Genomic DNA, 26,879 nt, shown 5'->3' on the forward strand with positions numbered 1-26,879 from the left:
GCGTGCACCACCGCAGACCCGCCCGAGAGGTACCCAGCGTGGAATCCACCCCCCGCCCCGCCGTCAGCATCGTCATCCCGTGCCACACCGAACGGCGCTGGGCGTCGATCGTCCGGACCGTCGCGGCCGCCAAGTCGCAGACCGTCGCGCCCGCCGAGATCGTCCTCGTGGTCGACCACAACCCGGCCCTGTTCCGCCGCGCCCGCCGCGACCTGGCCGGCGTGACGGTGCTCGAGAACCTGTACGCCCAGGGCGTCTCCGGCAACCGCAACACCGGCGCCTTCCACACGTCGACCTCGCTCATCGCGTTCCTCGACGACGACGTGACGATGGGCCCGGAGTGGCTGGCGACGATGCTGACCGCGTTCGCCGACCCGCGGGTGGTCGGCGCCGGCAACGCGATCGACCCCGAGTGGGAGCGCGGCGCCCCGCGCTGGATGCCCGAGGAGTTCCTCTGGGCCGTCGGCGGGTCCTACCGCGGCATGCCGACGACCATGTCGCCGGTGCGCAACGTGTGGTCGGCCGGCATGGTGGTGCGCCGCAAGCCGTTCCTGGCGGTCGGCGGCTTCCGCACCGGCTTCGGCAAGCTGGGCAAGCAGAACCGCCCCGAGGACACCGAGCTGTGCCTGCGGATGAGCGCCCAGGACGGCGGCCACTGGATGTACGTCCCCGAGGCCCGCCTCCGCCACGACGTGCCCGCCGCGAGCTCGACCTTCCCCTGGTTCGTGCGCCGCTGCTACGCCGAGGGGCGGGGCAAGGTCGCCATGGCCGGGCTGCTCGACGGGTCGAAGAGCCTCGGCTCGGAGCAGAGCTACCTGAAGTCGCTGCCCGGGGCGGTCGCCCGCAACCTCGGGCTCGCCGTGCGCGGTCGCGGCGTGAACCACGTACTGAAGGCCGGGGGTGTGCTCGTGGGGGTTGCCGCCGCCGGCTGGGGCGGCGCCGTCGAGACCGTGGCCGCCCGCCGCGCCCCCCGTCCCGTCGTCAGCGCGGAGGTGGCCCGATGACCGCCGTCGAGGCCCCGGTCCTCGAGGAGAACCGCCCGGCGGTCGTCCTCGACCTCGACCTGGCCCAGCCGCTGCCCGCGGTGCCCGCCACGGGCGCGGACGGGCGGCGGATCGAGCGGGCGTGGGCCCTGGTCCGGCTGTTCACCGAGCCGCTGGGCACGGTGCTGGTGCCCGTACCGGCGAACGGTCTGGCCCCCACGGACCTGCAGCGCGCGATCGAGAGCGAGCTGGCGGACGAGCTGGCGTCGCGAGGCCTCGCCGGCGCGCCGGTGGACGGCATCACGCCCGCCGCCGAGCCCGCCTTCCTGGCCCGCCGCCGCGAGGTGCTCCGGAACGCCCCGCGGATCACCGTCGTCGTCTGCACCCGCGAGCGGCCCGGCGCGCTGGCCCGCTGCCTGGACAGCCTGCTCGCGCAGCAGTACCCCGACTTCCGGGTGCTGGTCGTCGACAACGCCCCGGCCACCGACGCGACCGCCGAGGTCGTCCGCTCGGCCGCCCGCCGCGGCCCGGTGGACTACCTGGTCGAGCGCAAGGCCGGCCTGTCCTTCGCCCGCAACGCCGCGCAGGCCGCCGCGCCCGGCGAGATCCTCGCCTGGATCGACGACGACGAGTACGCGGACCCGCACTGGCTGGCCGAGATCGCCCGCGCCTTCGCCGACCACCCCGAGGCGGACGTCGTCTCCGGCGTGATCGTCCCGGCCGAGCTGGAGACGCAGGCGCAGCTGTGGTTCGAGCAGTTCGGCGGGCACAGCAAGGGGCGCGGCTTCCGGCCCGACACGTTCAGCCCGGCGACCGCCCACGTGCAGAGCCCGCTCTATCCGCTGCCGCCCTTCGGCACCGGGGCGAACATGACCTTCCGGCCGGGCGTCATCGAGCGCATCGGCGGCTGGGACAACGCGCTCGGCGCCGGCACGCCGGCCATGGGCTCCGAGGACACCCTCGCCTTCACCAAGGTGCTCGTTGACGGCGGCACGATCGTCTACCAGCCGACCGCGGTCACCCACCACTACCACCGGCGCGACCTGGCGGGCCTGCGCAAGCAGATGATCGGGTACGGCGCCGGGCTGACCGCCGCGTACACGAGCCTGCTGCTCGGCCGGCCCGCGCTGCTCTGGCCGCTGCTCAAGCTCGTGCCCGGCGCGCTGCGCGACCTCACCGGCAAGGACAGCCTGCGCGTGTCGACGCTGCGGGACGACTTTCCGCGGGAGCTGCTGGGCGCCAACAAGCGGGGCATGCTGGCCGGCCCCCGGCTCTACCTGAAGGGCCGCCGGGCCGCCCGGGCCAAGGTTCGCGCCGAGGTCAGCCGCTGATCGTGCAGTTCACCGGACAATCACCCGAGAAGCGGGGCATTCTCGGAGCATATGGTGCAGAGGACGGACTTCCGGACGGCCGCGGCGACGAGCGAAGCGGCGGGCGCATGCTGAACGCGTCCGACCCGCCCGCCTCGCCGGACGACCCGGAGAAGACCGCTGTCATCCCGGCGCCGGATGCGACCGCCGTGCTCCGGCCGCCCGCCGACGACCCGGACAGAACGGTCGCCCTGCCGGAGCGGCCCGACGAGCCGGCCGTCGCGGGGCAGCCGGCCGAGGAGACCCAGGTCATCCGGCTGCCCACCGGCACGACCAGCCGCGTGGCGAAGCCGGACAGCGCGGAGGAGACCCAGGTCATCCGCCCGTCCGCGCCCGCCGCCAAGGCCACCGCGAAAGCCCGCCCGGCCGGCGAGGCCACCGCGAAAGTCCGCCCGGCCGGTGAGGCCACCGCGAAAGCCCGGCCGGCCGGCGGGGCCACCGCGAAAGCCAGGCCCACGGCCCCGGCCTCCGGCGACGAGACGCAGGTCATCCGCACGCCGGCGAAGGCGCCCGCGGTCACCGCGATCATCCCGGTCGTGCCCGGCACCCAGCAGGCCGCGGCCGCCCCGGCGGAGTCCGCCCCGGCGCCCGTCAAGGATCCCGCCCGGCCCCCGCGCCCGGCGCGCCGCCGGCCGCCGCTCGAGTTCGGCCACGCCCCCGTGGTCCTGGTCATGTCGGCGCTGGGCGTGCTCATGGTGGCGCTCGCCTACGCCGGGGGACGCATCGGCACCGGCAACGCGACCATCGCGTACTGGATCGGTCAGGTCGTGGTCTTCACCCCGGTCGTCGTCCGGCTGCTCAGCCGGCGCATGGCCGGGGCCGCCGAGTCGTTCCTGCTGGTCATGGGGCTCGGCCTCAACCAGTACCTGCTGAAGTGGTTCTACAGCCCGGAGCAGTTCCGCTTCCCGGACGAGCTGCAGCACTGGCTGGGCACGACGATCATCCTGGAGACCGGCAAGCTCTTCCAGCCGAACCCGGCGCTGCCCCCGGCCGTGCACTTCCCCGGCCTGGCCGAGATGGGCGCGGCGATCGCGTCGCTGACCGGGCTCCCGGTGGAGGCGGCGGGCATCGTCGTGGCGGGCGTGGCCCGGCTCGTGTTCGTGGCGACGATGTTCGCGGTCGTGCTGCGGGCGAGCCGCTCCCCCGCGGTCGCCGGCGTCTGCTGCGCCACGTACGCGACCGCCCTGCACTATCTCTTCTTCAACTCCAGCTACCTGTACCAGACCGCGGCCCTGCCGTTCCTGATCCTGACCGTGTGGTCGACCCGGCGCTGGCGCAGCGGGGGCGGCCCCCAGTTCCTCGCCGTCGCCGTCGCCTCGATCGTCGTGACGACGGTCAGCCACCACGTGACGGCGTTCGCGCTGGTGCTGACGCTGCTGCTGCTCGCCGTGGTGGAGCTGGTGCTGCAGAAGCCGCGCCGCTGGAGTGCTCTGGTCGTACCGGGAATCGCTGTTGCCGTTGTCGCTCTGTGGATCGGCACCGTGGCGACCGACGTGGTCAGCTATCTCGAGGCGCCGATCGACCAGGTGGTCGAGACCGTACGGAACCTCGTCGCCGGCACGTCGGAGGCCTCCTCCACGACCGCCTCGGTGAGCATCGGGCAGCTGGCGCTGCAGGGCATCGGGCTGCTCGGGCTGTTCGTGCTCTACCTGGCGCTGCTGCGGGACATGCTGCAGCGCTCCGACCGGGACCCGTGGCGCTGGGCCGCGATCGCCGGCGGCGCGATCTTCTTCGCGGGCAACGGCGTGCGCTTCCTCGGCCAGAACGGCCCGGAGATCGCCGGGCGCCTGTCGACCTTCACCTACGTGCCGATCTCGATCGTCGCGGCGATCGCGCTGGTCCGGGGCGTGCAGCTGATCCCGGCCAAGGACGCCGACGGCAAGCGGCACTGGCGGGCGGCGGCGCCGGCCATCGACTACGTGGCGCCGGGCAACTGGAACCTCTACAGCCGCGTCGCCGCCGGCTCACTCATGATCACGATCCTGATGATCGGCGCGCGGGCGGGCGGCTGGCCCCCGATCGGGTCGATCCTGCCGGGCCCCTATCTGGCGGGCGCCTTCGAGCGCTCGGTCGACGTGTACGGGGTGAGCGCCGCCTACTGGGAGCGCGACACCCTCGGCCACGGCAACCGGGTGGGTGGGGACATCACGTCGGTGTCGCTGGCTTCCACGTACGGGCGGCAGGACCCGGTCCGCGAGGTCGGCACCCTGTACTACGCCACCACGTGGAGCCTCGAGGACGAGCAGCTCGTCAGCGACCTGCAGATCCAGTACCTGGTCGTGGACAAGCGGCTCGGCGAGCTGCTGCCGCAGGACGAGGCGTACTTCGAGAACGACCCGCACGCCGGCTCGATCACGTCGCCGCTGACCAGCACGCAGCTCGGCAAGTTCGACACGCTGCCCGAGGTGGACCGGCTCTACGACAACGGCACCGTCCGCATCTACCGGATGGGGAACCTGTGAACCGCCTCCTGACCCGGGCCGTCGCCGCCGCCACGCTGGTCTCCGCGCTGCTCGTGCTCTTCACCCCGCGCCCCTTCGCGGTGGCGGGCGGCCTGCTGCTGGGCTTCCTGCTGCCGGGTGCGGCGCTGACCCAGGCCCTTTTCCCGGTACGCGTCCTGACCCGCATCGAACGCACCGTGCTCGCCCCGGCGCTCAGCCTCGCCACCCTGGTGCTCGGCGGCCTCCTCCTGTACGTCTGCCGGGCCCCCCTCGGCCGGGTCAGCTGGACCGCCCTGACCGCCGGGGTGACCGTGCTGGCGCTGATCGCCACGACGATCCCGCGGCTGCGCTCGACGGGCGGCGCCGCGGAGGACGTCACCAGCACGGGCGACATCCGCCCGGCGCGCGTGGCCGCCGCGCCGGGGGCCGCCTCGTCCGCCGGCCCGGCCGGCACTTCCGGCGGCAGACCGTCCGGCGGCCCGGGCGGCGCTTCCGGCGGCGGCCCGGGCGGTGGCCGGGGCGGCGCTTCCGGCGGCCCGGGGGGCGCTTCCGGCGGCGCGCAGGAGGTGCCCGGCATGGCCGAGGCGCACACGATCATGATGCAGGTCGTGCCGCCGGAGGACGAGGCCACGGTCGCCGCGCGGGACCGGGCCCAGCGCCGGAAGCTGATCCGCCAGTTGCTGCCCCTGGTGCTGGTCGTCGCCATCCTCGGCGGCGCGGGCTGGCTGTCGCTGAGCACGTCCCGGTCCACCTACGGCACGACGGTCACCACGCTGTCCGCCTCGCCGCCCGCGCCCGCGGACGCCGACGGGAACCGCACGGTGGTGCTCAAGGCGACCGGGCTGCTGGACGAGGACGCCCCGTACAAGGTGACGGTCAGCCCGGTCGCCGGCGACACGAAGGCCTCCCGCCAGATCACGATCGACGCCGACGGCGAGTGGACCGAGACCGTCACGGTGCCCGCGGACAACCGGGTCACGATCGGGCTCTACCGCTCCGGCGACGACTCCGCCTATAGAACTGTCTCGATCGCGGCGACCGAGTGACGCACAATGTGGCGTGCGCTCTCCCACTCAGCGCGTTCTTGACGCGCGTACCGTCGATCAGTTGATCTCCCCCGCCCTCGGCAGCGCGGTGACCGGCGCGGCCGAGCTGTCCGGGGGTGGTTTCGCCGCCGTGTGGCGCGCGACGCTCGCGGACGGCCGCGAGGTGGTGGTCAAGGTCGGCCCGCCGGCGTCGGCCCGCCTGCTCAGGTACGAGGCCGGCATGATCACCTCCGAGGCCGACTACTTCCGGGCCGTCGCCGGGCTCGCCCCGGTGCCGTCGGTGCTCGCCGCGACGGACGACTGGATCGTCACGTCCTTCCTGCCCGGCCGGCCGCTCACCGAGGTGTCGTCCGGCGCCGCCCGCGAGGAGCTGGGCGGCGTCATGGCCCGGGTGCACGAGCTGACCGGCCCGCACTTCGGCTACACCGGCAAGCGCGCCTCGGGCCCCGACTGGCCGACCGCCTACCGCGCCGTCATGGAGGATCTGCTGGCCGACGCCCAGGACTGGGAAGTGCCCCTGCCCGACGGCATCCGCCCGGCGATCGACCGCCACCGCTCCGCCCTGGCCGTCGTGACCCGCCCGGCACTGCTGCACTTCGACCTCTGGGACGGCAACGTCCTCGTCGAGGACGACCACCTGTCCGGCCTCGTCGACGGCGAGCGCTTCCTCTACGGCGACCCGCTGCTCGACCTGGTCTCCCCCGCCCTCTTCCACCGCATCGAGGACGACCCGGGCCACCCCTTCCTCCGCGGCTACCGGGCGGCCACGGGGCTGGTGGTGGACGACGCGGCGCGGGTCCGGCTGGGCCTCTACCGCCTGCACCTCTACACGCTGATGCTCGCCGAGGGCCCGAGCCGCGGCATCCCGGCCGGCAGCGATCGCCAGCAGCACGTGACCGCCCTGCTCGAGGCGGAGCTCGCCGAGGTCCTGCGTTGAGGTGACGGAGTCGGCGGGCGGCGGGGGCGGCGGGCATACTGGGGCGCATGGTCGAAAGCTCTGAGGCGCGGTTGCTGCCCGGCAAGCCCGTGGCGGACGCGGTGCTCGCGGATGTGGCCCAGCGGGTGGCGAAGCTCAAGGAGGGCGGCGTGCAGCCGTCGCTCGCCACGATCCTGGTCGGGGACGACGACGCGAGCGCCGGCTACATCCGGATCAAGCAGCGGCAGGCCGGCGAGCTCGGCTTCGTCTCGCCGCACGAGCATCTGCCCGCCGGGGCGACGCAGGACGACCTGCACCGGGTCATCGACCGGCTCAACGCCGACCCGTCGGTGCACGCGCTGCTCATCCAGTATCCGCCGCCGGCGCACATCGACTACGACGCGGCGCTGATGACCGTCGACCCCGACAAGGACGTCGACGGGATGCACCCGCTCAACCTGGGGCGGCTGTCCGTGGGGCTGCCGGGGCCGCGCCCGTGCACGCCGGCGGGCATCGAGGCGCTGCTCGCGCACTACGAGATCCCGGTCGCCGGGCGCGAGGTCGTCATCCTGGGCCGCGGCGCCACGATCGGCCGGCCTCTCGCCATGTTGTTGTCGCAGAAGCGCCCCACGGCCAACGCCGCCGTGACCGTCGTGCACACGGGCGTGCCGGACTGGCAGCGCTACACCCGGCGCGCCGAGATCCTGATCGCCGCGGCGGGCGTGCCGGGCATCATCCAGCCGGAGCACGTCAAGCCGGGCGCCACCGTGATCGGTGCGGGAGTCCGCTACGAGGGCCGCCGCCTGCTGCCCGACGTCGCGGAGGAGGTCGCCTCCGTGGCGGGCGCCCTGACCCCGCGGGTCGGCGGCGTGGGCCCGACAACCGTGGCGATGCTCTTCCGCAACGCGGTCGAGGCCGCGGAGAAGGCGAGCGGCATCACCGCGCACTGAGCCGCCCCCACCCCGGCGGCACCATTCCGGACGGGCGGGAAAATCACCCGGACTGCTTTTTCGGCTCTCCCGGCGAACCCGACCGATGGAATGCCCTTGTCTCGATCTCGGCCGACGCAGAACAATCGGTCGACTCGTGACACAAGGGACGTGGCGTGGCGCAAGCCTGGACGGATTTACCTCTCGATCAACCGATTGTCATCGACGGCTGGAAGGCGCCGGGCGGGGCGACGGATCTGCTCCCCGCCGGGGCGCCGGCCGTCATCACGTACCAGCCCGTCGCACCACGCCGGACCGCCCCGCTCGTCGACGACCTGCTGCACCGGCTGGACCGTGTCGCCCGGGAGCTGTATCCGGCCTGGCTGCCGGCCGCCGCGGCGATCGAGGACCCGGCGGGTGCCGGAGCGGTGGCCGTACGCTCGATCGCGCTGCGCGACGGGGTTGCCGGCGGCCACTTCGGACCCTTTCTCGCCGACCTGGCCGAGCGGGCCCTGCTCGGCCTGACCACGCCCGGCCGCTTCACGCCGGAGCTGCGCGCGGCCGGACTGGCCAGGGTGATCGCGCACAGCTTCGGCCGGAGCCGGACCGCGCTCGCGTTCGCCTTGCCGGCCGCCTTGACGCCCGAGAACGAGCGGGCCCTGATCGCGGCCGGGCGCTGGCTCGCCGACTGTGGCGGCCTCGGGATCTGGTTCACGGGCAACGACCTCGGCTCGATCGACGACGTGGTGCGCGTCGCCTTCCGGCCGCCGGTCGCCGGCGTCGCGCCGGCCGACGACGCGGACGACGACGTGTCCGACCCGATCGGTTACCCCGCGGTCGCGGGACGACCCCATCCGGCCAGCCGGGCCGAGCAGTCGCTGGAGGCCGCACTCGCCGGCGCCGAGTGGGCCGCCGGGCGCGAGTGGAACCAGCACTACCAGGCCCATCCGCTCACCAATCCGATCCGCGTCGACCTCCTCTGGCGCGCCGAGCGATGCGTCGTCGAGATCGACGGGCCGGAGCACCGGGACCCGGAGCAGTTCGCCGGCGACCGGCAGCGCGACGTGCAACTGCAGCTCGCCGGATATGCGGTCCTGCGCTTCACCAACGCCCAGGTCGTCCGGCATCTCGACCTGGTCGTGTCGCAGCTCCGTCAATTCCTCGACGGCCGCCGGACCGCGCCTCACGAAAGGTACACGCATGCCTGACCTGACCCTCTCCCTGGCGGAACGCGCCCTGCTGCTGATCCTGCTGGCCGAGAACGGCGAGCTGTCCAACAAACAGATCGAGGAAAGGTATGCGCCGAGCCTGAAGCTCACCGGGAAGTCGCGGCTCAAACTCGTCGACGCGAAGCTGATCGAATGCCGCAAGGAGAAGAACTCGTTCCATTTCTCGCTGGCCGAGAACGGCTGGTACTGGGGCCGCGAGGAGCTGACCCGGGAGGTCCCGCGCGGCTCCGGCTCGGCGGGGCAGGCGTTGTACGCGGTGCTCCGGCGGCTGGGCCACTATCTCTACCGGACCGGGCACAGCCTGGCCCAGGTGCTCGGAGACCAGCCCGGTGACGACCGGCGCGAGCCCGAGAACAGCAGGGCTGAGGCCGGTCAGGGGGCGGCCCCGGCGATACCGGCGGCGCGGGCCCGTCCGGCGGCGGACGAGATCGACAAGCGGGTCCGCCGGGCGTACCGGGAGCTGGCGGAACCGGCCGGCGGCTGGATCGGGCTCGCCGACCTGCGCGACCGGTTGCCCGATCTGACCAGGGCCGAACTCGACGGCGTGCTCAGGCTGCTGGCGCGCATGCCGGGGGTCCTCGTCGAGGAGGAGACCAATCAGAAGGGGCTGACGACCCGGGACCGGGACGCCGCGGTCGTCATCGGCAACCGTGACCACCACGTGCTGATGATCGAGGACATGTGACCGACGCGCTCAAGGCACTCACCGGCCTGCGGATCAACGTGACGCCGACCGCGGACGACGTGTGGCGCCGATCCGAGTTCCACGTGGACACCCTCAACCGGGAGGTGGCCGCCGGTATTCTCGACGCCATCGGCGACGCCCGGGACAGCGACGCGGGCAGCCCGGTCGGGATCGTGGTCCAGGGCCAGCGGGGCACCGGCAAGACCCATCTGCTGGGCTGGGTCCGCGAGCAGGTGCAGGGTCAGGACGGCTACTTCTTCCTGGTCGGCCTGCTGGACGGGCCACGCTTCTGGCACAGCGTGGCGCACTCGATGCTGACCGGCCTGGCTCGCCGGGTCGACGGGCACGAGACGCAGGCCCAGGTGTTCATGCGCCGGCTCACCCTGCTGACCGGGGTTCCCTTCGCGGACCGGCAGCAGCTCATCGGCGCGGAGACCCTGCGGCGCCCGGCCGTCGAAGCGCTCCTGACCGCCCTGCACAAGCATTCGCCCCACGTCGCCATGGAGTGCCGGCACACCCTGCGGGCCCTGGCGCTCGCCAACGCCGGGGACTTCCGGTCCCAGGAGGTGGGCAGCAACTTCCTCCAGTCCGGCGAGGAGTGCGAGCCGGGCGAGCGCTCGCCCTGGGGGCTGCCCCGCGAGGTGCACCCGCCGGACCGGGTGGTCGCGGAGCTGTCCTGGCTGTTGTCGCTGACCGGCCCGTCCGTGGTCGCGGTGGATCAGGTGGACGGGCTGCTGGCCCCGCTCGCCAACGCGATGCGGGCCGGGCGCAGCGCTGAGTGGCAGGACTCGCTGCAGCTCGATCAGACAGCCAACGGGCTGATGGACCTGCGCGAGCGCATGCGCAGGACCCTGGTCGTGATCGCCGCCCAGCACGCGACCTGGGAGGTGATCCAGCGGTACGCGATCGCCTCGGTGCAGGACCGCTTCGTCGCGCGCCGGCATCTCGGGTCGGTGCCGGCCCCGGCGGTCGGCCGGGAACTGGTTGCCCGGCGCCTGCAACCGCACTACGACGCAGCCGGCTTCGTCGCGCCCTATCCGACCTGGCCGGTGCGGACGGAAGCGTTCGAGGCCGCAGCGGACTACAAACCGCGCGAGCTCCTGCAGATCGTCGACAACCACATCCGTACGTGTGTGGCCAGCGGCGTCGTGACGGAACTCATGGACCTCCGGACCTCCCACGAGCCCGCCGCCGGCAAAACCGCCCCTCCCCGGCCGCCGGACGCCGGCCTGGCGGGGATCGACCAGCGGTTCGCCGAGCTCAAGGCGGCCGCGGTCGTCGACGACGTCTTCAGCACCACCGCCGAGGACGCCAAGCTTCCCGGCCTCCTGTCGGCCGGCCTGCGGGCCTGGATCGCGGAGCGCGGGGACACCGGTCAGCACTTCGAGCAGGACCCGCCCCCGAGCACGAGACCGGCGCTGCACGCGCGATTGCGCCGCACCATCGACGAGGAGGCGGAAGTCCAGGAGCACTGGGGATTCCGCGGCATCTCGCCGGGCTACCACGCCAACGCCGTGCTGAACCGGGTGCGGGCGGGCTGCACCGAGGCGGGGCTGGCCGGCGGCGTACGTCATCGGCGGTTGTTCTTCCTCCGCAACGCCGAGTGGCCGCGGGGCGTCAAGAACCGGGAAGCGGTGGCGGCCTTCGAGCAGGCCGGTGGGCGGCGCCTGCCGGTGAGCGACGAGGACCTGCGCATCCTGGCGGCGCTGCGGGAGCTGTTCGTCGAGGCGCCGCCGGAGCTGCCGGCCTGGCTGGTGGCCCGGCAGCCGACCGCGGGAGTCGGATTCCTGCGAGAGGCCCTGGCGGACGCCGGGCCGGGGCTGCCGGGCCCGCCTCCGGTCCCCGCGCCGGCCGGACCCGCGACGCCGCGCGGACCCGCAGCGCCGCGCGGACCCGTCATCACCCTGGGTATCGCGCCGGAAACGGCGCAGCCGGTGACGGTCGAGCTCGAGGCGCTCCGCAAACACACCGCGATCTTCGCCGGATCAGGTTCGGGCAAGACCGTGCTGCTGCGCCGCATCATCGAGGAGTGCGCCTTGCAGGGCGTGTCGACGATCGTGCTCGACCCCAACAACGACCTCGCCCGTCTCGGGGAGCCGTGGCCGGAGCCACCGGCGGCCTGGCGCCCCGGCGACGCGGAAAAGGCGCGGGAGTATCGGGACAGCACCGATGTGGTGATCTACACGCCGCGTCGTTCGGCGGGCCGGCCGATCGCCTTCCAGCCGCTCCCGGACTTCCGGCCCCTGGTCGGCGACGCCGACGAGTTCGACGCCGCCATCGACGCGACCCTTGCCGCCCTGGCGCCGCGGGCCAAGGTGGACGGGCGCAGCGCGAAGGCGGAGAAGGGCCGCGCGGTCCTGAAGGAGGCCTTGGTCTTCTATGCCCGCCGCCACCGGGAGACCACGCTGCGCGGCTTCATCGGCATGCTCGTCGACCTGCCCGCCTCCGCCAGTGCGTTCGGGACCGACGCCATCAGGATCGCGTCGGAGCTGGGCCAGTCGCTGACCGCTGCGACAGTGATCGACCCGCTGTTCGGCGGGGCCGGGGAGCCGGTCGACCCGGGCGAACTGCTCACTCCGGCGGAGGGGAAGCGCGCCAGGGTGTCCGTGATCAGCCTGATCGGGCTGCCCGGCGACGATCAGAAGCAGAGCTTCGTCAATCAGCTCCAGCTGGCCCTGTTCGCGTGGATCAAACGGCATCCGGCCGGCGACCGGCCGCTGGGCGGCCTGTTCGTGATGGACGAGGCCCAGACCTTCGCGCCGTCCGGCGCGATGACCGCCTGCACCGGCAGCACCCTGTCGCTCGCCTCCCAGGCGCGCAAGTACGGCCTCGGCCTGATCTTCGCGACCCAGTCGCCGAAGGGCCTGCACAATCAGATCCCGGGCAACGCCGCCACGCAGTTCTTCGGCCTGCTCAACGCGCCGGTGCAGATCGAGGCCGCCCGGGAGGTGGCGCGGGCCAAGGGCGGGGATCTGCCCGGGATCTCGCAGCTACGCGGCGGTGAGTTCTACGTCGCACCGGAGGGTTCGGCCTTCGGCAAGGTGCGCACCTCGCTGTGCCTCAGCCACCATCCCCGGAGCCCGCTGACCCAGGAGGAGGTCCTTCGCTACGCCGGCCGCAAGTGACCCTCATCCCGAGAAGCGGGCCCGCTTGCTGAGTGCGACGTAGGCGGCGAGGCTGTCGGGGTTCGTGTCGATGCGCCACTTCTCGTCGTACCCCGGGTGGGTGTCGGTGTCGAAGAAGACGACCGCGCCCACCGCGGGGCGCTTCTCGACCCAGTCGGCGAGGAGGGTGATCCATTCTCCCTTGGTGGTGCCGCCGCGGTCGACCGCGCCGACCTCGCAGATCATGATCGGCTTACGGGTGCCGAAGGCCTGGTAGATCGGGTCGAAAAGGGTTTCCGGCCGTTCCTTGTGCAGGTTGTAGCCGGAGACGCCGACCCAGTCGACGTACTTGTCGCCCGGGTAGAGGGCCTCGAAGGTGTTCCAGTCGCGCGCCGGCACGGAGTTCCAGTTGGGGCTCCAGACCCAGGAGACGTTGTCGGCGCCCTCGTCGGCGAAGATGTCGTGGATGCGCCGCCACGACGCGATGAAGCCCTTGTTGTCGTTGCCGTTGTTGAAGGGCCCCCACTTGTACCAGTCGCCGTTCATCTCCCAGGCCCAGCGCAGCAGCACCGGCCGGTCGTGGGCCTTGAGGCGGCGGGCGGCCCTGGCGATGAGGTCGTCGCTCTTGCCGGTCGTGATCTCGGAGTAGGACGTGCCGCGCCACGAGACCATCGGGAAGGCGTGCTCCGGCAGGCCGGCGACCCGGGTCGGCAGGGTGTCGTAGAAGTCGAAGAAGACCTGCACGATCCGCTCGTCGCGGCCCGTCTGCCGCTTGCGCAGGGCGAGGGCTTGCGCCTGGGTCAGACCCGACAGATCCAGGTACGCCCCCAGCAGCGCCTTGCCGCTGCGGAACGGCACCGTGCCCCCGCTCGCGCGGACCGCCTTGGGCACGGCCGAGGCGGAGACCACGGGGACGGCCACCTCGGTGTGCGCCTCGGCGGGCTTCTGGTCGGCCCGGAGCCGCTGGACGCCGTACGCCCCGGCCGCCGGCACCGCCGCGACGGCCGCGAGCCCGAGCAGGTGGCGCCGGGTGAGCCGGGCCGGCTTCCGGTGCGTACCTCTCATGTCAGGTTCCGGCCGGCGGCGCGCGCCACCCGGCGGACCACCCGCCAGCCGGGCTGGGCCGCCCGCTTGACCCGGGGGACGAGCGTCGAGCCGCCCCCGCCCACGACGGCGACCAGGTCGGCGCCGGTCATGTCCGGGGTGGGCTGGAAGCGGGGGACGGCGAAGCGCCGCTCGGCCGGGGTGTGCATGCGCCGCCCGACCTCGGTGGCGTTGTCGTGGCCGGCGGCGAGCACGGCCGCGCGCACCTTGGCGCCGTTGTAGCCGTGCGGGTACGCGAACCCGCGCACCCGCCGCCCGAGCCGCTGCTCCAGCTCGTCCTTGCTGCGGGTGACCTCCTCGCGCAGCTGCGCGGCGGGCAGCACGTCGAGCGGGTGGTGCACGAGGCTGTGGTTGGCGATCTCGACCCCGGCGTCGGCGACCTCGGCGAGCTCGTCCCAGGTGAGCAGCTTGCCGAAGGCCGGGGCGTGCCGGCCGAGCCAGCCGGCGTGGTCGCCGAGGTGGCCGACGGAGACGTAGAGCGTGGCGCCGGCGCCCGCCTCGGTGAGCACCGGGACCGCCTGGGTGAGGAAGTCGCGGTAGCCGTCGTCGAAGGTGACCGCCACGAGCCGGTCGGTGCAGCCCTCGTCGAGCAGGTCGAGGGCCTCGGTGAGCCCGACGGGCCGGTAGCCGGCGGCGGTGAGCGCGGTGAGCTGCTCGGCGAGGCGCGCGGGCGGGACGGCGAGGTCGTGCAGGGGGCCGTCGACGGCGGAGACGGAGTGGTACATCAGCGCCGGCAGGTGCCAGACGGTCACCGCAACTCTCCCCCACGCTCGGCAGCATGACCATTTTCGGTCAGATCCCCGGCCGGGGCGATGCCGGTCCCGGGCCCGTGCCGCGGCGTGTTTGCGCCGCTCAGACAACGTTACGGCGCGTTTTTCGGCGTGTCCACCACCCGGCCACCAGGCATCGGCAGCGGTCACTGGCTGGCGGACCTCCACCGAAAGGCATAGCCGGAACTCCGGCTCCGGAGGGAGGTGCCGCGGGCGCCCCGGTCGGCAGAGTGACCGCCATGACTGTGATGACCTCGCCCGCGAGCGGAACCGCACGCCGCTGGATGGAGTCCGGCGCCGAGGCCGCGCTCGTCCTCGGCGCCACGGCATTGCCGGCCGCGTGGCACGCGCTGGACGGCACGCTGACGGCCGTGCTCGCCGGGATGCTCGTGGTGATCACGGGCGCCATCTACGCACTACATACAGTCACATTTGATCTGCTCCGGGTCGTCCCTGACCGGCACGGCGGAAAATTTTCGTTCACTCACGGTGAGGAGTGAACCTTGGAGGGCCCGCCGCCCGTACCTGGGGGCGCAGCGTTCCCTCACCCCCGGGAGTGACCAGGATGTTTCGTCTCATCCACCTCCACGCGCAGCACGGCGTCCCCCGCATCGGCATCGACCCCGACGCCTACGGCAGCGAGCGGGCCGCCCTGGCCCGCTACCGCGAGACCCCCGACCCCTTCTTCGGCATCGGCCGCTTCGACGAGTCCGGCCGGCTGGCCGAGATCGTCATGGACACCGACTGCCGCTCCGGCGAGGGCTGTCCGGGCGAGGCCGTCAACGTGCACGCCGACACGTACCAGCGGATGTGCGACACCTGCGCCTTCGGGCTGGAGACGCTGTCGCTGCCCGAACTGTCGCTGCGGCTGGGCGTCGCCGTGCGACCGGTGCCCGCCTTCGCCGCCTCCTCCGCGGGCCGGCACGCCGCGCCGGAGGAGAGCTGCGCCGCCACCAACCGCATCGCCCGTGAGCTGGCCGCCAACGTCGAGGACCCGGTGTGGCGCATGGAGCTGTGCGCGGAGCTGGTCCGCACCCCGTCGGCCGTGAACGGGCTGATGATCGGCGTCGGCGCGCTGAGCCACCGCGACGTGCTCGACCTGTGGCCGGCCCTGTGCGCACTCGGCACCCAGCTGCCCGGGTCGGTGCACTCCGATCTGATCCGCGGCATCGCCCGGCCGCACTCCCCCGCCGGCGTCACCGCGCTGCGGCTGGGGATGTAAGGCCCCCCGGAACTCGCGTCCCGCTGCCCGGTGCCCGGACCGGGAGGTGCGGGACGGGCCGGTCGCGCGCGGCAACGCCGACCGGCCGGGGCGCGTCACCTCCGCGGTGACGCGCCCTTCGACGTAGCCGCTACAGGCGGATCTTGACGACGGTGCCGGTGCGCGCCGAGGTGCCGTTGTTCGTCACGTACGCGTCGCGGCCCTTGATCGCGACGCCGCCCGGCGCGTGCAGCCCGGCGGACGCGACGACCGTGGTGCCGTGCCGGCCGACGCGGACCAGGGCGCCGGTGTCGTCGCCGGACAGCAGCCCCTTGTGCGAGATCTCCAGCGCGTAGAGGCCGCCCGGGCCCCAGGCGAGGTCGATGACGTTGGTCAGCCCGGTGGCGTACACGCGGGGCTTCCCGCCGGGCTCGACGCGGTAGATGCGCGCCTGGCCGGCCGGGAACGGGAAGCCGGTGAGCTCGGACACGTACCAGGCGCCGTCCGGGCCCTGGACCGCCGCCGTGGGCACCGACTGCATCGGAACCGGCTTGCCCGCCGGCACGCCCGGGACACCCGCGGGCGCCTTCACGATCCGCTGCGGGAAGACCGCCACGGTACGGATCTTGCCGCGCTTGTCGACGCGCAGCAGGCTGTTGCCCCCGGCGTCGGCGACGTAGCGGCCGTCGCGGGCCACGGCGAGGCCGTTGGGGTTGGTGTCGGCGGGCTCGACGCCGTCCGGGTTCACCCGCCGCTCGTACGCGCCGAGGTCGGCGACCGCCTGCGGGCCGCGCCGCCCGCGCTCGTACAGCTTGGCCATGCCGCGCAGGGCGGGCTGCTTGTCGCGCAGGGCAGGATCGCCGCCCAGCCCGACGATCCACGACAGCGTGCCGCGGCGGTCGGTGCCCACGTCGGCCGGTCCGCCCGCCTGGCTGCCGTCCGGGGCGGCGAGGGACGGGAGGCCGCTGAGGACGCGCCTGCTGTGGCCGTACCGGATCCGCGTGATCGCGCCGGAGCGGCCGAAGCAGACCTTGTCCCCCTCCGGCCCGGTCTGGCAGGGGCCCCGGCCGCCCCGGCCGGCCTCCGCGACATAGAGGCTGCCGTCCGGTGCGAACGCGAGGCCGCGCGGGTTGTCGAGCCCCTCGGCGACCGTGAGCAGCGGTGGCCGTGGCTTGCGTGCTTCGGGCTGTGCCGTGGTCTCCGCCGACGCGGTGAGCGCCGGGACGAGCGAGACGGTGAGCGCGCCGGCCGCGACAACGGCGGCGAGGACGGAACGCGTGACGTACATGTCTTCCCCCCAGAATGAGTCGGTTCTGACCTGGACCTTCCGGGAAGTGCCGGGGCGGAGCACATGGCCCGAACGGCCGTACCGGCCCGGACGTCGCGTTTCCGACCCGATGGGGTGGATCGGGCCACCCGGGCGGGGTCGGGCGATCGCTCCGGCGGTCCGGCCGATCGGCGGGCACGATAGGCGGATGACGTTCGATGATCTCGTCCGGCGGGCCCGGGCGCTGGTGCGTGACGGGCAGCGGGCCGTCCTGGGCATCACCGGCCCGCCGGCCGCGGGCAAGACCACCCTGGCCGAGGAGCTGGTCGCGGCGATCTCGCGGGAGAGCCCCGGCGGGGTCGCCCACGTGCCGATGGACGGCTTCCACCTGGCCGACGTGGAGCTGGACCGGCTCGGCAGCCGCGGCCGCAAGGGCGCCCCGGACACCTTCGACGCCCTGGGGTACGCGAACCTGCTGCGCCGGCTGCGCGAGGACACCGACGACATGATCTACGCGCCGGGCTTCGAGCGCGTGCTGGAGCAGCCGATCGCCGGGGCGATCCCGGTGCCCCGGGCCGCGCGGCTGATCGTCTCGGAGGGCAACTACCTGCTGCTCGACGATCCCCGCTGGGCCGGCGTGCGCCCGCTCGTGGCCGAGGTCTGGTACGCCGGGCTGGACCGCGAGACCCGCCTCGAGCGGCTGATCGCCCGGCACGTCCGCTTCGGCAAGGAGCCGGCCGCCGCCCGGGAGTGGGCCCTGGGCACCGACGAGCGCAACGCGCAGCTGATCGAGGCCACCCGCGACCGCGCCGACCTGATCGTGCCCGGCGACGTGCTCCGCCGGCTCGGCCCGTAGGCCCGCTCGCCGCGCCGGGCGTGACAGACTGGCGGCGTGTCCGTAGGGGAAACCGTGGAGGCCGGGCCTCGCCGCCGGCCCGGGCGAGCAGCGCGCTTCGCCCTCGTCGTCGCCGCCGTGCTGGCCCTGCTCTTCGGCGTGCCGTGGTGGACCCTGGTCTGGTCCGGCAACGACTGGCCCACGCCGGTCTTCGTGGCCGGCACCGTGGTCTTCGCCGCCGCGGCTGCCGCCTTCCCGCTGCTGATGGTCTCCGGGCACGGCGGGCGGCATCGCGACGGCGCCGCGCGGATCGCCGACACGCTGCTCGGCGTGGTGTGGGTGCTCCTCGTGTGGTCCCTCCTGGGCAACGTCCTGAGCCTGGTGCTGCGGGCCGCCGGCGTCGGCGACCCGGCACGCTCGCGGATCGTCACGGCGGCGGTCGCGGTGATCGCGCTGGTCCTGCTCCTGTGGGGACACTGGGAGGCGATGCGCGTCTCGCGGGTGCAGCGCGTCGACGTGACGCTGCCCCGGCTGGGCGCGGGGCTCGACGGCCTGCGGGTGGTGCTGCTGACCGACACGCACTACGGCCCGATCGACCGGGCGCGCTGGTCGCGGGGCGTGACCGCGGTGGTCAACTCCCTCGAGCCGGACATCGTGGCGCACACCGGCGACATCGCGGACGGCGAGGTGGCCCAGCGCCGCGAGATGGCCGCGCCCCTCGGGGACGTACGAGCCGCCCTGGCCCGGGTCTATGTCACCGGCAACCACGAGTACTTCTCCGGGGCGCAGCGCTGGGTCGAGCACATGGCCTCGCTCGGCTGGGAGGCCCTGCACAACCGGCACGTGATCGTCAGCCGGGGCGGCGACAGCCTCGTCGTGGCCGGCGTCGACGACCGCACCGCCGCCGGCTCGGGTGTCCCGGGCCACCACATGGACCACGACGCGGCCCTCGGCGGCGCCGACCCCGGCCTGCCGGTGCTGCTCCTGGCCCACCAGCCGCAGCAGGTCACCGGCGCGGTCGCCCACGGCGTCGACCTGCAGCTCTCCGGGCACACCCACGGCGGCCAGATGTGGCCCTTCCACTACCTGGTCCGCCTCGACCAGCCGGTCCTGCAGGGCCTGAGCCGGCACGGCGAGCGCACCCAGCTCTACACCTCGCGCGGCACCGGATTCTGGGGCCCGCCCTTCCGCATCTTCGCCCCGAGCGAGATCACCCTGCTCACGCTGCACGCGCCCCGGCCGTGACCACGGCCGTGCCACGCTGCCGCACCCAGGTCCGCGGGCGGCCGGGCACAATGCCGGGATGACCGCCGCACGGGACGCCGCCTACTTCGACCAGTGGTACGCCGACATGGCCGCCTCGCCGGTGCGCGACGCCATCGTCGCCCGGACGCTGGGGTTGCCACCGGAGCTACGGTTCGCCAGCGTGCTGCCGTGGCCCGGCGTGGCCGAGCTGACCGAGCACCTGCGGCTGCCCCCGGACGGCCTGCTGCTCGACATCGCCTGCGGCCGCGGGGGCTACGGGATCGAGATCGCCGCCCGTACGGGGGCAAGGGTCGTGGGGGTGGACTTCGCGGCCGTGGCCCTCGGGCACGCCCGCGCCATCGCGGCGGCCCGGCTCCCCGCCGGCCGGGCGTCCTTCCACGTCGGCACGCTCACGGCCACCGGCGTCGCGGACGGCGGCGCGGACGCGCTGATGTGCGTCGACGGCACCCAGTTCGCCGAGCCGCCGCAGGCCGCCCTGGCCGAGTTCCACCGCGTGCTCAAGCCGGGCGGCCGCCTCGCCCTGACCTGCTGGGCAGCCGTCACCCCGGGCGACGACCGCGTCCCGGCCCGCATCCGCGCCCTCGACCTGGCCCGCGACCTCCCGGCGGCCGGCTTCACCGGCGTCGAGGTCCACGACCGGCCGGAGTGGCTGGCCGCCGAGCGCGACATGTACGAGCAGGCCCTCGCCGTCCCCGGCCCCGACCCGGCCGTCCTCTCCCTGCAGAACGAGGGGCGCCGCGCCCTCGCCGCCTGGGGCTCGATGCGCCGCGTCCTCGCCGTCGCGGCCCGCCCCGCCTGACCATCCGGAACCGGCGTGCGCGGCACAGCCCGGGTCGGCTATCGTTCCCGTTCCTTGCGGACCGGAACTGGGATCTGACGCGTATTGCATCTGATGCGAACTGGCGACACTTTGCATGCCGCATCCCCGGCCGAATGGCAGTGCCCTGAGCTGCGCATACGCTAGGAGCGGCAACCCTGGAGTGACTGTACCGGGCGCGCGACTCGTCGATTTCCGCCGTCCTACTTCCAATGAATTGACCAGCCCAAATCCGGCGCGGGTCGCATCTGATGCGAGATCAAGGCGTTGGATGCGAGTGACGGAGGGTGGTCACGCGTAGAGTCAAATGGGTCGGCGCCGGGCGCAGCCCGGCTGCAGTTGGTCGATGGGGTTCCGCAGCTGCGCCCAGCCGAGCAAGTGTTCGACGCGATGCTCGACGGAGGGCGAAACCAGCAGCTCGCGCGCAACCTCGCGGCCAGCTCGGTCGAGGGCCGCCGGGCCACCGTGCGGGCGTTCGCGGCGGCGGCTAACGCGTTCCCGTAGCAGTGGGCGCCGCAGATGCTCGACGAGTGGCTCGGTGACCTGCGCTCGATCCGGCACGTCAAGCGGACCACAATCCGCTCCTATCAGGACGCGGTGGGTTCGTTCTGCCAGTACGTCACCGACCCGGCCTACGACTGGGCGCAGCAGTGCGAGGCCCGGTTCGGGTCGCACCCGATCCAGGTGGTCCACAACTGGAACACCGCGGTGCACGCCCAGGAGAACGAGGCCGACGCCGCGAAGCACGCCTTCACCCTCCGCGAGCTGCACACCTTCTTCTCCTACTGCGACGAGCAGGTCGACCAGGTCCGTAGCTTCGGCCGCAAGGGCTGGCTCCCGGCATTCCGGGACAAAACCTGTTCAAGACCGCGTACGCCTACGGGCTGCGCCGCAACGAAACCCGGATGTTGGACGCGACGGACTTCGGCCGCAACCCGCGCGGTACGGAGTTCGGCGAGTACGGCGTCTGCTATGTCCGGCACGGCAAGCCAAGAAGGGCTTCCCACCGAAACGGCGCAGCGTGTTGACCGTCTTCGGCTGGACGACCGACGTGCTCGATGAGTGGTTCACCGAGATCCGGCCCCACTTCGGCTTCGACGGCAACCCGGCGGCCTGGCCGTCCGAACACGGCCGACGGGTTGGAAACCAACGGCTGAACTCCCGGTTCGTTGCCTACCGCGACTCCCTCGGCCTCGACGCCAGCCTCGACTTCCACTCGTTCCGCCGCTCCTATGTCACCCACCTTCATCGAGGACGGCCACGACGCCCGGTTCGTCCAGGAGCAGGTCGGCCACGAACACGCCTCCACCACCTCGATCTACACCAAATCTCGGGAATTGCATCAGACGGGTGACTTTTCGCAGGTCGCCTAATTGGTGCAGCCCGGTAATGGGGCCGAGACGGCGTTGCGGCACCGGCTGTGGGCTGCGCTGCTTGCGTGATGATCCCGTTTAATGCATGACCCTGCCGTCGAACGGTCGCCATTTGGTGGGCTTGGAGGACGGGTTGGGCGCGGTGATCTGGCGGGTGCGGCCCGCCTGCAGCTCGTCTCCGGTGTGGTGCAGTTGCGTCCGGAGCGTCGCTGCGGGCGCCCAGACGATCGGGCCACCGGCCTGCCCGCACTACCAGCGCCGCATCCCGTTGCATCGGCGCATCGACAGGCAGTGGCTCTGCCGCAACTGCGTGGCCAAGTCCCGAGCCCGTCCCTGCGCCGACTGCGGAGCGCTACGCGAGCCTGGCAGCCGCGACGAGCACGGCCGACCAATGTGTCCGACCTGTCTACTGCGCCAGCCTGCCAACCTCGAAACCTGCACCAACTGCGGCCGCGACCGGCCGGTTGGCGTCCGCACCCCGGCCGGACCGTTCTGCCAGACCCGCCCCGGGTTCTGGCGCACCTGCCCCGGCTGCGGCACACCCAGCCGCATCCACGCAGGCGGCAACACCCGCTGCGCCCGCTGCACCATCCGCCGTCGCCTGGCCCAACTCCTCGGCGACGACACCGGCACCATCCGGCCCGAACTACAAGCACTACACGATGCGCTCGCGACCACCAGCCGGCTTTCCGCCGTCGAAACCTGGCTCAACCGCAGCACCGGCCCCACCATCCTGCAGCCCTCACCGGACAGCCCCTGACCCACGACGCCTCGACACCCTGCCACCCGGCAAACCCCTCGAGCACCCTGCGCAGCGTGCTGGCCGCGATCGGCACCCTCCCCTCCCGCGACGAACACCTCACCCGGCTACACAGCTGGATCACCACCACCATCGCCGCGCGACCCGACCCTGACCAGCAGCACCTGCTGCGGCGCTACGCCATCTGGCACGTGCTACGACGCCTACGCGCCCGGCTCAACGGCGCCGACGCCACCCACCACCAATTCGTCACGGCCAAACGCAGCATCGCCGCCGCAATGACGCTGCTCGACCGGCTCGCCGACGATGGCACACCCTCACCACCGCCCGCCAAGCTGACCTCGGCCAATGGCTGGCCCACGACAACGCCGCCCGCACCGCCGGGAACTTCATCCGCTGGGCTCGCCGCAACAAACTCACCGCGCCCGAGCTCCCCGCCATACGATGGAACGGCCCCACCACACCGATCGACACGGAGGCCCGCTGGGAACACGCCCGCCGCCTGCTGCACGAGGACACCATCGAACCCGCGGACCGTGTCGCCGGTTCGCTTATCCTGCCCTACGCCCAGCGGCCCGCCACAATCAGCCGACTCACCCTTGACCACCTCCAGATCAGCGAAGACAGCACCCGCCTGTGCCTCGGCCGCGAGCCAGTCATTCTCCCCGAACCGCTCGCCGACCTGGCCACGACCTCGCCGCCGTCCGCCGCGGACACGCCACCATCGGCGCAGCCACGGCTTCACCTTGGCTGTTCCCCAGGGGCCAACCCGGCCGGCCCATCAGCGCCCTACGACTCGGCGAACGACTCCGGAACCTCGGCCTCAACCCCGCGCAATCCCGCTCTACCGCACTGTTCCAACTCGCTACCGAGCTACCCACCGCCATCCTCGCCCGCATGCTCGGCATCCACATCACCGTCACCGTCGCCTGGCAACGCGCGTCGGCAGGGACTGGGCGCCTATGCGGCGGACGTCAGCCGCCGATGAGGACGGGCAACCACATCACGTTGCGACTGCCATCCAGCAGCATTCGGATTTTTCGAGATCTGAGCGCGTTTCGCGAGGCTCTAACCAGGGTCGCCGCTCGCGAGATTAATGGCACGTGCGATTTCACTTGGGTCAGCGATTTATCCCTCGGTTGCGGCGAGACCACATCTGTCATCTGACGATAACGAAGCACCGAAAACCTGACCTGGGAGAAATCTCGTGAAGTCTCGTAGTCGTCTTCTTCTGACCACCGGCCTTTCGCTGGCTACCCTGCTCGGAGTCGGGGCCCTGGTATTGTCTCCAAGTCTTCTCTTGCGCGCTAACAGACTAACGACTGATAATTGGGGGACTCTGAGTAACGTTGGGCAAGCTTATGGTGGAGTATCGGCAATTCTCACCGCATTGGCGTTGATCGGAGTTGCCGCATCCCTACTGGTGCAACGCCAGCAGGCCCACATTGCTCGAACGCAAGCCATCAGGGCTTTTCAATTGCAAATGTTGACGCTGTGCCTTGAAAAACCTGAGACCTACTACCCTCTTATGGGGCACGAGGTCACAGGAGACACCGAGGATGCTCGTCGGCAAATTTTTGCTACATACTTTTTGAATTATGTGCACGCCGGGTATTCCATCGACTTCTTCGACGAGCAGTCTCTGATGGGCGATGTATTCCCGCGGTTCTTCAAGTTCGACACAGGGCGCGCGTATTGGGAGTCTATGCGACCCGTCTGGGTTGCCCGCTATTTCACCAAGAAGTCTCGCAAGTATGTCGGCATGTTAGACGCGTCGTATGAGCGTGCCGTCCTCGCCGGGCCTCCCGAGCCGGCGATAAGCTCATCAGCTTCGACTGGCAATGATGACAGAAATAGAGCAAGAGATCGGGCGTTTCTTGGCCTATTAATTCTCGGCGGGGGCTTGATCACTGGAGCGACCCTCGGAGCACGGCAGGCCCGTAGATTTAGCCAGCAGCGGTAATTACGCAGCGGCGGCAGTAAGGCTCAATCATGCCGCGATTCGCTCGGCGCCCTAGTGCTGGCTGGCAACGAGCGTGGGCGGTTGCCGAGTGTCGCTGGGCCGATGAGCCGGGCTCGCGACATCAGTCCACCAAACGTGGATCTTGGGCCACGGCCGACCTAACCCTGACCACGGTCGAGCTCCGAACGGCGAAGTCGAGGCATTCCGACAGTTCCAATATCCGACGTCGCCAGAGTGCGTCTCGTCGGACTACCGCACCAGCGCCCTGCGCCGGCACTTGGACGCTACGACCGCGGCCGCGCTCGCCACCCAGGCCGGGAGGAAGGCATGAAACGCAAGGTTAGCTACGAGTGGCGGCTGCGCGAAGTGATGGCCCAGCACAAGATCTTCACCGCCACCGACGTGATGCCGCTGCTGCGCGACCGCGGCATCGACCTGTCGGCCTCGCAGGTCCACCGACTCGTCTCCGGCACCCCCGAGCGGCTGTCGCTGCAGGTGTTGTCCGCGTTCTGCGACATCCTCGGCTGCACTCCTGCCAAGCTGATCACCACCAGCGCGCAGAACGCCCGCGTCCGCAAGACCGCCGCCGGCGACCTGCCCGCCCCGCCCACCGGCGGCAGATTCCGACCCCGCCCGACCCTGATACTGCCCGACGAATGAGCCCTCTACACCGCCGAGCAGTACGAACGCTGGCACAAGCGCGACTGCGCCCGTTGCGGCCGGCACGGCAGCTTCGCCGCCCGCTGGCCCGACGGGCACTGTTGCCGCACCTGCCACGACCGGGCACTACGCCAGCACGGTGGCTGCCCTGGCTGCGGCGCCGACCGGGTTCTGCCCGGCCTGCGCCCGGACGACGTCGCCGCGATCTGCCCGGACTGCGCCGGATTCACCATGTCCTACGCCTGCTCACGCTGCGGCCACGAGGGCAAACTGCACGGCAGCCGCCGCTGCACCCGCTGCAAGCTCGCCGACCGGATCGCCGAGCTCCTCGATGACGGGACCGGCCGCATCCACCCGAAGCTGGCGCCGCTCGCCGAGCAGCTGCTCGGCATGGACAACCCGCTGACCGGACTAGCCCGGCTGACCTCGCGCCACCGAGCTCCTCCACGATCTGGCTCGCGAAGAAATCCAGCTGAACCACGAGCCGTTCCGCGGCCTGGAGCCCTGGCGGGCGGCCGCGCACCTGCGCGAGCTGCTCATGGCCTGCGGGCTGCTGCCCGCGATCGACAAGCAAATCCTGCTGTTCGAGCGCTGGCTGCACCAGCACCTCACCGCCGTCGGCGACCCAGACCACGCCCAGCTGCTGCGCCGGTTCGCGACCTGGCACCTCCTGCCCCGGCTGCGGGCCCGCGCCGAGACCCCTCCGATCAGTCCGGCCGGTCGCCGCTACGCAGGCGAACAGATCGACCAGGCCAGCGCCTTGCTCGGCTGCCTCGCCGCCCGAGACCGCGCGCTGGCCGACTGCACCCGGGCCGACGTCGACGCATGGGCCGTCGAGCACAGCGCCAGCGCCCGCGCCAACGTCCGAGGCTTCCTGCAGTGGTCAGCCTCGAATCGGCTCAGCCCACGATTCAAGCTGCCCACCGCCCAAGGACCGGGCGGCACGCCGCTGCCTGAACGCGGCCGGACCCGGCTGCTCGGCCGACCCCTCACCGACGACCGCACCCCACTGCGCACCCGGGTCGCCGCAATGATCCTGCTGATCTACGCCCAGCCTGTCAGCCGGATCACCCGGCTGACCATCGACGACATCATCCGCGACACCGACCAGATCCTGCTGCGGCTCGGTGACCCACCCTCACCGATGCCTGAGCCGGCCGCCGTCCTGCTGCTCGAGTACCTCGGCCAGCGCACCGCCACCAACCGGGACTCACGCTGGCTGTTTCCCGGCCGCCGCACCGCCGCAATCCGCCAGCACGTCCTCGACCTGCCAGCCCCGATCGTCGCCACCGCACTCGGCTACCACCAGGTCACTACCGCGCGACTCGCCGCCGAGGCCGGCACCACCTGGTCCACCTACGCCCCCGGTGACCGCAGCAAGTAGATGCCTCTCCCGCCCGACGCGGAACCCAGCACGACGATCATCCATGCATCAGTGACGGTTGCCTCGGCCTCCCGACGCGACGCCGCAGTTCTGGCAGACTCTCCCCAGGTCCCAGTCCTCCTGGCCGCAGACCAGGCACCTTCCGGCCCGGTCCGCCCCTGCGGCGCACGCATCGAGCACCCGGTCCACCACGACGGGCAACGGCTCGGCCGGATGCTTCTGCGGATCAGGGCAGTAGGCGATGTCGTGGCAACCCCATGAGTCCCACGGATGCAGCGCCGCTGGCACGCGTCTGCCCTCACGCTTCTGCAGGCGTCGCTGGGCGGCGAAAGCGATTGCCCTCGGCCGCACCAGAGCGCGGGCCGCCTCCAGCTCGTCGAGGGCTCGGACCAGCGACGACGGATCGGCCTCGACACGTCCCGGGATACGGTGCGTGGTCGCCAGGTGATGCCAAGTGGCGTGGAAACCATACGGCGCGAAGTGATAGAGGCAGTTCCGCAGACGCACCCGCCGTTGGAGGGGGTCAAGGCTCTCGTCACGAACCCGGCGCGCGGTCGCGGGAAAACTGGTCACCCCAGAATGATCACAGAGCCGACCTGCCGACCATCGACGCCGATTCCTTCACGAAGCAGGCGGACCCACACGGACCGAGCCGGTGACCAACAAAGACCGCGATGGGGACACAGGCTGAGCCGTCACGCAACGTGGTGAGGGCGGCTCATGGAAGCGGAACTCGCGACAGTCCAACAAGCGGTCTCGCCAGTAAGACAAGTGCA

At 72.1% G+C, this 26,879-nt stretch carries 24 protein-coding genes; 20 read left to right on the plus strand and 4 right to left on the minus strand.

Features of this window, described 5'->3' with window-relative positions; translation table 11 throughout:
- Positions 1 to 38: 38 nt before the first annotated feature.
- The 9 genes from RBH18_RS24205 (at position 39) to RBH18_RS24245 (ending at position 12,724) form a co-directional block, all read left to right on the plus strand.
- Positions 39 to 1,004 carry a glycosyltransferase family 2 protein gene (locus RBH18_RS24205; RefSeq protein ID WP_306211621.1) on the plus strand — a complete coding sequence of 322 codons (966 nt, stop codon included), beginning with the start codon at positions 39 to 41 and terminating at the stop codon, positions 1,002 to 1,004.
- Positions 1,001 to 2,314, plus strand: coding sequence for a glycosyltransferase (locus RBH18_RS24210; protein WP_306211623.1), 1,314 nt, complete (start codon positions 1,001 to 1,003; stop codon positions 2,312 to 2,314). The genes RBH18_RS24205 and RBH18_RS24210 overlap by 4 nt, the downstream gene beginning before the upstream one ends.
- A 107-nt stretch (positions 2,315 to 2,421) precedes the next feature.
- Complete coding sequence (locus RBH18_RS24215) at positions 2,422 to 4,815, plus strand: YML083C domain-containing protein (RefSeq protein ID WP_306211625.1); 2,394 nt, start codon at positions 2,422 to 2,424, stop codon at positions 4,813 to 4,815.
- Positions 4,812 to 5,840 (plus strand): hypothetical protein, encoded by a 1,029-nt coding sequence (locus RBH18_RS24220; RefSeq protein WP_306211627.1) that lies wholly within the window; start codon positions 4,812 to 4,814, stop codon positions 5,838 to 5,840. Before RBH18_RS24215 ends, RBH18_RS24220 begins: the two co-directional genes overlap by 4 nt.
- Positions 5,841 to 5,901: 61 nt before the next feature.
- Positions 5,902 to 6,777: an aminoglycoside phosphotransferase family protein gene (locus RBH18_RS24225; RefSeq protein WP_306211629.1), complete on the plus strand. Its 876-nt coding sequence runs from the start codon at positions 5,902 to 5,904 to the stop codon at positions 6,775 to 6,777.
- Between the two features lie 47 nt (positions 6,778 to 6,824).
- Positions 6,825 to 7,706: a bifunctional 5,10-methylenetetrahydrofolate dehydrogenase/5,10-methenyltetrahydrofolate cyclohydrolase gene (locus RBH18_RS24230; protein ID WP_306211631.1), complete on the plus strand. Its 882-nt coding sequence runs from the start codon at positions 6,825 to 6,827 to the stop codon at positions 7,704 to 7,706.
- A 155-nt stretch (positions 7,707 to 7,861) separates the two neighbouring features.
- Positions 7,862 to 8,893, plus strand: coding sequence for an endonuclease domain-containing protein (locus tag RBH18_RS24235; protein WP_306211633.1), 1,032 nt, complete (start codon positions 7,862 to 7,864; stop codon positions 8,891 to 8,893).
- On the plus strand, positions 8,886 to 9,599 hold the full coding sequence (locus RBH18_RS24240) for a hypothetical protein (protein ID WP_306211635.1): 714 nt from the start codon (positions 8,886 to 8,888) through the stop codon (positions 9,597 to 9,599). The genes RBH18_RS24235 and RBH18_RS24240 overlap by 8 nt, the downstream gene beginning before the upstream one ends.
- Positions 9,596 to 12,724: a helicase HerA domain-containing protein gene (locus RBH18_RS24245; protein ID WP_306211637.1), complete on the plus strand. Its 3,129-nt coding sequence runs from the start codon at positions 9,596 to 9,598 to the stop codon at positions 12,722 to 12,724. The genes RBH18_RS24240 and RBH18_RS24245 overlap by 4 nt, the downstream gene beginning before the upstream one ends.
- Before the next feature lie 3 nt (positions 12,725 to 12,727).
- On the opposite strand, the gene RBH18_RS24250 is transcribed toward RBH18_RS24245, so the two are convergent.
- Complete coding sequence (locus RBH18_RS24250) at positions 12,728 to 13,768, minus strand: glycoside hydrolase family 26 protein (RefSeq protein WP_306211639.1); 1,041 nt, start codon at positions 13,766 to 13,768, stop codon at positions 12,728 to 12,730.
- Complete coding sequence (locus tag RBH18_RS24255; protein ID WP_306211641.1) at positions 13,765 to 14,559, minus strand: polysaccharide deacetylase family protein; 795 nt, start codon at positions 14,557 to 14,559, stop codon at positions 13,765 to 13,767. The genes RBH18_RS24250 and RBH18_RS24255 overlap by 4 nt, the downstream gene beginning before the upstream one ends.
- A 257-nt stretch (positions 14,560 to 14,816) precedes the next feature.
- Between RBH18_RS24255 and RBH18_RS24260 the strand changes: the two genes are divergently transcribed.
- A complete protein-coding gene (locus tag RBH18_RS24260) occupies positions 14,817 to 15,077 on the plus strand; it encodes a hypothetical protein (protein ID WP_306211642.1) in 261 nt (86 codons plus the stop codon).
- A gap of 65 nt (positions 15,078 to 15,142) precedes the next feature.
- Entirely contained in the window at positions 15,143 to 15,799 is a 657-nt protein-coding gene (locus RBH18_RS24265) for a hypothetical protein (RefSeq protein ID WP_306211644.1), read from the plus strand.
- A 130-nt stretch (positions 15,800 to 15,929) separates the two neighbouring features.
- Here RBH18_RS24265 and RBH18_RS24270 read toward each other — a convergent pair whose 3' ends face one another.
- Positions 15,930 to 17,066: a ScyD/ScyE family protein gene (locus RBH18_RS24270; RefSeq protein ID WP_306211646.1), complete on the minus strand. Its 1,137-nt coding sequence runs from the start codon at positions 17,064 to 17,066 to the stop codon at positions 15,930 to 15,932.
- 187 nt (positions 17,067 to 17,253) lie between these two features.
- Between RBH18_RS24270 and RBH18_RS24275 the strand changes: the two genes are divergently transcribed.
- From RBH18_RS24275 to RBH18_RS24315, 9 genes are all read left to right on the plus strand, one after another.
- On the plus strand, positions 17,254 to 17,901 hold the full coding sequence (locus RBH18_RS24275; protein WP_306211648.1) for a nucleoside/nucleotide kinase family protein: 648 nt from the start codon (positions 17,254 to 17,256) through the stop codon (positions 17,899 to 17,901).
- A gap of 36 nt (positions 17,902 to 17,937) precedes the next feature.
- The gene (locus RBH18_RS24280) at positions 17,938 to 19,125 is read left to right on the plus strand and encodes a metallophosphoesterase (RefSeq protein WP_306211650.1); all 1,188 of its coding nucleotides are present in this window, start codon (positions 17,938 to 17,940) and stop codon (positions 19,123 to 19,125) included.
- A gap of 58 nt (positions 19,126 to 19,183) precedes the next feature.
- Positions 19,184 to 19,945, plus strand: coding sequence for a class I SAM-dependent methyltransferase (locus RBH18_RS24285; protein WP_306211652.1), 762 nt, complete (start codon positions 19,184 to 19,186; stop codon positions 19,943 to 19,945).
- A 537-nt stretch (positions 19,946 to 20,482) separates the two neighbouring features.
- Positions 20,483 to 21,025, plus strand: a complete 543-nt coding sequence (locus RBH18_RS24290) for a hypothetical protein (protein ID WP_306211655.1) — start codon at positions 20,483 to 20,485, stop codon at positions 21,023 to 21,025.
- A 170-nt stretch (positions 21,026 to 21,195) separates the two neighbouring features.
- On the plus strand, positions 21,196 to 21,336 hold the full coding sequence (locus RBH18_RS24295; RefSeq protein ID WP_306211657.1) for a tyrosine-type recombinase/integrase: 141 nt from the start codon (positions 21,196 to 21,198) through the stop codon (positions 21,334 to 21,336).
- Positions 21,337 to 21,421: 85 nt separating this feature from the next.
- Positions 21,422 to 22,096 (plus strand): hypothetical protein, encoded by a 675-nt coding sequence (locus RBH18_RS24300; RefSeq protein WP_306211659.1) that lies wholly within the window; start codon positions 21,422 to 21,424, stop codon positions 22,094 to 22,096.
- Between the two features lie 1,207 nt (positions 22,097 to 23,303).
- A complete protein-coding gene (locus RBH18_RS24305; RefSeq protein ID WP_306211661.1) occupies positions 23,304 to 24,059 on the plus strand; it encodes a DUF6082 family protein in 756 nt (251 codons plus the stop codon).
- A 327-nt stretch (positions 24,060 to 24,386) separates the two neighbouring features.
- Complete coding sequence (locus tag RBH18_RS24310; protein WP_306211663.1) at positions 24,387 to 24,719, plus strand: helix-turn-helix domain-containing protein; 333 nt, start codon at positions 24,387 to 24,389, stop codon at positions 24,717 to 24,719.
- A 538-nt stretch (positions 24,720 to 25,257) separates the two neighbouring features.
- A complete protein-coding gene (locus RBH18_RS24315; RefSeq protein WP_306211665.1) occupies positions 25,258 to 26,103 on the plus strand; it encodes a site-specific integrase in 846 nt (281 codons plus the stop codon).
- Positions 26,104 to 26,151: 48 nt separating this feature from the next.
- Here RBH18_RS24315 and RBH18_RS24320 read toward each other — a convergent pair whose 3' ends face one another.
- On the minus strand, positions 26,152 to 26,676 hold the full coding sequence (locus RBH18_RS24320) for a hypothetical protein (RefSeq protein ID WP_306211667.1): 525 nt from the start codon (positions 26,674 to 26,676) through the stop codon (positions 26,152 to 26,154).
- Positions 26,677 to 26,879: the final 203 nt, after the last annotated feature.

Origin of the sequence: Actinoplanes oryzae, from assembly GCF_030757795.1 — a bacterium.
In the GTDB taxonomy this organism is placed as follows: Bacteria; Actinomycetota; Actinomycetes; order Mycobacteriales; family Micromonosporaceae; genus Actinoplanes.

Bases quoted from the DNA above. Each gene is read 5' to 3' on its own strand.
- RBH18_RS24275 (WP_306211648.1), top strand. From the start codon at position 17,254: ATGACGTTCGATGATCTCGTCCGGCGGGCCCGGGCGCTGGTGCGTGAC.
- RBH18_RS24265 (WP_306211644.1), top strand. From the start codon at position 15,143: ATGTTTCGTCTCATCCACCTCCACGCGCAGCACGGCGTCCCCCGCATC.
- RBH18_RS24310 (WP_306211663.1), top strand. From the start codon at position 24,387: ATGAAACGCAAGGTTAGCTACGAGTGGCGGCTGCGCGAAGTGATGGCC.
- RBH18_RS24300 (WP_306211659.1), top strand. From the start codon at position 21,422: ATGACCCTGCCGTCGAACGGTCGCCATTTGGTGGGCTTGGAGGACGGG.
- RBH18_RS24270 (WP_306211646.1), bottom strand. From the start codon at position 17,066: ATGTACGTCACGCGTTCCGTCCTCGCCGCCGTTGTCGCGGCCGGCGCG.
- RBH18_RS24290 (WP_306211655.1), top strand. From the start codon at position 20,483: ATGCTCGACGAGTGGCTCGGTGACCTGCGCTCGATCCGGCACGTCAAG.
- RBH18_RS24315 (WP_306211665.1), top strand. From the start codon at position 25,258: ATGGCCTGCGGGCTGCTGCCCGCGATCGACAAGCAAATCCTGCTGTTC.
- RBH18_RS24210 (WP_306211623.1), top strand. From the start codon at position 1,001: ATGACCGCCGTCGAGGCCCCGGTCCTCGAGGAGAACCGCCCGGCGGTC.
- RBH18_RS24230 (WP_306211631.1), top strand. From the start codon at position 6,825: ATGGTCGAAAGCTCTGAGGCGCGGTTGCTGCCCGGCAAGCCCGTGGCG.
- RBH18_RS24260 (WP_306211642.1), top strand. From the start codon at position 14,817: ATGACTGTGATGACCTCGCCCGCGAGCGGAACCGCACGCCGCTGGATG.
- RBH18_RS24240 (WP_306211635.1), top strand. From the start codon at position 8,886: ATGCCTGACCTGACCCTCTCCCTGGCGGAACGCGCCCTGCTGCTGATC.
- RBH18_RS24215 (WP_306211625.1), top strand. From the start codon at position 2,422: ATGCTGAACGCGTCCGACCCGCCCGCCTCGCCGGACGACCCGGAGAAG.
- RBH18_RS24295 (WP_306211657.1), top strand. From the start codon at position 21,196: ATGTCACCCACCTTCATCGAGGACGGCCACGACGCCCGGTTCGTCCAG.
- RBH18_RS24250 (WP_306211639.1), bottom strand. From the start codon at position 13,768: ATGAGAGGTACGCACCGGAAGCCGGCCCGGCTCACCCGGCGCCACCTG.
- RBH18_RS24285 (WP_306211652.1), top strand. From the start codon at position 19,184: ATGACCGCCGCACGGGACGCCGCCTACTTCGACCAGTGGTACGCCGAC.